Raw genomic sequence first — 4,076 nt, forward strand, 5'->3', positions numbered from 1 at the left:
GCGCGGCGTGTCGTGACCACCCCGGCTACTCGAGGGGCTGGCCCCGGCGCTCGGGGAGGGTCCAGGCGGCGAGGGCGGCGATCGCGAAGGCCGCCGCGAAGACGCCGAAGAGGGCGATCGAGCCGCCGATGCCCAGCAGCAGCGGCACGGCGAGCGGCGCGAGGATCGACGCGATGCGGCCGAAGCCCGCGGCGGCGCCCGTGCCCGTGCCGCGCACGTTCGTCGGGTACAGCTCCGGTCCGATGGCGTAGAGGGCGCCCCACGCGCCGAGGTTGAAGAACGACAGCGTGCAGCCGGCGGCGATGATCATCGCCTCGGTCGACGCGGTGCCGTACCAGGCGGCGGCGAGCGCCGAGCCGACGAGGAACACCGTGAGGGTCGGCCGGCGGCCCCACCGCTCGATGAGGAAGGCCGAGACCGCGTAGCCGGGCAGCTGCGCCACCGTGATGATGAGCGTGAACTCGAACGACCGGACGAGCGAGAAGCCCTGCGCGACGAGCAGCGACGGGATCCAGATGAACGCGCCGTAGTACGAGAAGTTGATGCAGAACCAGACGACCCAGAGGGCGATCGTGCGGCCGCGCAGCTCGCGCGACCAGATCGAGACGCGCGGCGGAGCGGGGTCGTCGGCCGGGGTGACGGCCGGCGCATCCGCATCCGCATCCGCAGCAGGCGTCGCCCCCTGCACGGCCGGCACGTCCGGCAAGTGCCGCGGAGCCTCGACGCCGGCAGCCTCCTCGAACCGGCGCACGGTGCGCTCCGCCTCGGGCAGCCGCCCCTTCGACTCGAGGAACCGCACCGACTCCGGCATGCCCCAGCGCACGACGATCGAGAAGATCGCGGGCGCCATGCCGATCGCGAGCCCCCATCGCCAGCCGTCGTCGGATGCGCCGACCACGAACGTGCCGATGATCGCCGCGGCGATCCAGCCCACGGCCCAGAACGCCTCGAGCCACACCACGACGCGGCCGCGGATGCGCTTGGGCGCGAACTCGCTGATGAGGGTCGACGCCACCGGCAGCTCGGCGCCGAGCCCGAGGCCGACGACGAAGCGCAGCACGAGCAGGACCGCGAGCGAGCCGACGAGGGCGGAGGCACCGGTCGCGAGCCCGTAGACGATGAGCGTGAGCGCGAAGACGCTGCGCCGGCCGATGCGGTCGGCGAGCAGGCCGCCGACGGTCGCGCCGATCGCCATGCCGACGAAGCCGATCGATGCGATCCAGCTCGTCTCGGTCGTGGTGAGGGCCCACTGCTGCGCGAGCGCGGCGATCACGAACGAGATGAGGCCGACGTCCATGGCGTCGAGCGCCCAGCCGATGCCGGCGGTGCCGAGCAGCCGGCCGTGCTTCGGCGTGAACGGCAGCCGGTCGAGCCGCTCGGAGCGGGAGAGCCCGTCGGGAGGGGGCAGCGCGGTCATGCGGAGGCCTCTCGGGCGGGGGCTCGGTCGCGACCACGATAGTGCGCGACGGTCGCCCGCGCTGCCGCTGCTACGCCTCGGCGGGTGCGGGCCCGGTCGTGCTGCGCTCCACGAGCCGCGTCGGCAGCCGCAGGTGGCGCTCGGTCTCGCGGCCGTGCAGCAGGTCGAGCACCATCGTGAGCGCCGCGGAGCCCATCTCGTGGAGCGGCTGCGCGATCGTCGTGAGCGGGGGAGAGGCGGTCGCGGCCTCGGGGATGTCGTCGTACCCGATCACCGACAGGTCCTCGGGCACCCGGATGCCGAACTCGGCGGCGACGTCGAGCACCGGGAGGGCGGAGCGGTCGTTGGCCGCGAAGATCGCGGTCGGCCGTTCGCCGGCCGGCATCGAGAGCAGCTCGCGCGCGGCCTGCTCGGCGAGGTCGGCGCGGTAGCCGACGACCCGGATCAGCGCCGCGTCGGGGGCGATGCCGGCGGCGTCGAGCGCCTCGCGCCAGCCGGTCTCGCGCATGCGGGCCGACTCGAGGTCGTCGCGACCGCCGAGCAGGCCGATGCGGCGGTGCCCGAGCGCGAGCAGGTGCTCGGTCGCGAGGTGCGCTCCCGTGCGGTTGTCGGAGTCGACCGTGTGCGGGCCCTCGGGCCCGGAGTGGGGGTCGACGGCGACGATCGGGATGCCGAAGCTGCCGGTGATGAGCGTGGAGGGGGTGACGACGATCGCGCCGTCGAAGAGGGTGCGGGCGAGGCGCGACAGCGAGCGCCGCTCCCAGCCGCTCTCGGTGACGTCGTCGCGGCGGCCCGCGTAGGCGAGCAGCCCGTAGCCGGTGCCGGCGATCGCTTCCGAGATGCCCTTGAGCAGCTCGGCGGAGTACGACTCGAACTCCGACACGAGCACGCCGATGTTGGCGGTGCTCTGCCCGCGCATGCTGCGCGCGACGAGCGAGGTCTCGTAGCCGAGCTCGTCGATCGCGGCCTGCACCCGGGCGATCGTGCTCGGGGCGACGCCGTAGCGGCCGTTGACGACCTTCGAGACGGTCGCGACCGAGACGCCGACGCTGCGCGCGACATCCGTGATGGTGACGCGGCCGCCGTCGGCGCTGTGCAGCTCATCCGTCCGTGTCGTCACGAGCCGACCATAGCGGCTCTCCGAGCGACGGCGAACTCCGTGACGCGGCTTTACGAAAACGTTATCGAAAACGTTTGACATAGATGCGTGGGGCTGTCATCGTCATGATCGACGCACGGGCGATCCGAATCGCCGCCGTGCGGGCACCGCACTCAACGATGAGGAGACCTGCCATGAAATCACGCACCGTGCTCACGCTCGCAGCCATGGCGGGGGTCGCTGCCCTCGTCGGCTGCTCAGGCGCTCAGGGCGACCCAGCGGCATCCGGGGGCGAGGTGACGATGACCTTCTGGCACAACTCGACCACCGGCGACGGCAAGGCCTACTGGGAGGACCGCGTCGCGGCCTTCGAGGCGGCCAACGAGGGCGTCACGATCGAGATCCAGTCGATCCAGAACGAGGACATGGACGGTCGCCTGCAGACCGCCGTGAACTCGGGCGACATGCCCGACATCTTCATGGCGCGCGGCGGCGGCAAGCTCGCCGACATCGTCAGCGCGGGCGCCGTGCGCGACCTCACGGGGCTCATCTCCGACGAGGTCATGAGCGACTACGGCGACGGCGTGTTCAGCGCCTTCACCGTCGAGGACGCGATCTACGGCATGCCCGTCGCGGTGCTGCCCGGCGGCATCTTCTACAGCCAGGACCTCTTCGCCGACGCCGGCATCGATGGCACACCGGCGACGATGGAGGAGATGGGCGAGGCGGTCTCCGCGCTCGAGGAGTCGGGCGTCGAGCCGATCGCGCTCGGCGGCATGGCCGCGTGGCCGGCCGCCCACTGGTACTACTTCTTCGCGCTGCGCGAGTGCAGCCAGGAGGTCATGGAGTCGATCGCGACGACGCTCGACTTCACCGACGCGTGCTGGCTCGCCGCCGGCGAGGACCTCGCGGAGTTCGCCGCGACCGAGCCCTTCAACGAGGGCTTCCTCACGACTGCAGCGCAGGAGGGCGCAGGCTCCTCGGCCGGCCTCATCGCGAACCACCAGGCAGGCATGGAGCTCATGGGGGGCTGGAACGTCGGCGTCATCGGCGGGCTCACGCCTGACGGCGAGCCGCTCGCGGACCTCGGCTGGTTCCCGTTCCCCGAGGTCGAGGGCGGCGCGGGCTCCCCGTCCGCGATGATGGGCGGCGTCGACGGCTACTCGTGCGCGAACGAGGCACCCACGGCGTGCGAGGCGTTCCTCAACTTCATCGCCTCGCCCGAGTCGCAGGCGGCCTACGCCGAGGCGTTCGACACCATCCCGGCGTCGTCCGAGGCGCAGAGCGCGGTCGAGGACCCGGCGCTGCAGCCGCTCGTCGAGGCCTACGAGTCGGCCGACTACGTGGTCGTCTGGCTCGACACGCTGCTCGGCCAGAACATCGGCAACTCGCTCAACACGGCGGTCGTCGAGATGCTCGCGGGCAACGGCACGCCGCAGGGCATCGTCGACACCGTCACGACTGCAGCCCAGCGAGGGTGAGCAGCGCGGCGGCGCCCGTCGCGCCAGTGCACTCGAGGTCCGCGGAGCCGGAGGCCGACGCCCAGGCGTCGGCCCCGGC

3 protein-coding genes are annotated in these 4,076 nt (G+C 72.3%); 1 reads left to right on the forward strand and 2 read right to left on the reverse strand.

Annotated features, from left to right (window positions below):
• Positions 1-25: 25 nt before the first annotated feature.
• A complete protein-coding gene (locus tag ABD106_RS11665; protein ID WP_343920526.1) occupies positions 26-1,417 on the reverse strand; it encodes an MFS transporter in 1,392 nt (463 codons plus the stop codon).
• A gap of 70 nt (positions 1,418-1,487) precedes the next feature.
• Positions 1,488-2,537, reverse strand: a complete 1,050-nt coding sequence (locus ABD106_RS11670) for a LacI family DNA-binding transcriptional regulator (RefSeq protein WP_343920528.1) — start codon at positions 2,535-2,537, stop codon at positions 1,488-1,490.
• 173 nt (positions 2,538-2,710) lie between these two features.
• On the opposite strand from ABD106_RS11670, the gene ABD106_RS11675 reads away from it, so the two are divergent.
• Positions 2,711-3,997 (forward strand): ABC transporter substrate-binding protein, encoded by a 1,287-nt coding sequence (locus ABD106_RS11675; RefSeq protein WP_343920530.1) that lies wholly within the window; start codon positions 2,711-2,713, stop codon positions 3,995-3,997.
• Positions 3,998-4,076 lie beyond the last annotated feature (79 nt).

Origin of the sequence: Agrococcus citreus (genome assembly GCF_039527715.1) — a bacterium.
Taxonomy (GTDB): domain Bacteria; phylum Actinomycetota; class Actinomycetes; order Actinomycetales; family Microbacteriaceae; genus Agrococcus; species Agrococcus citreus.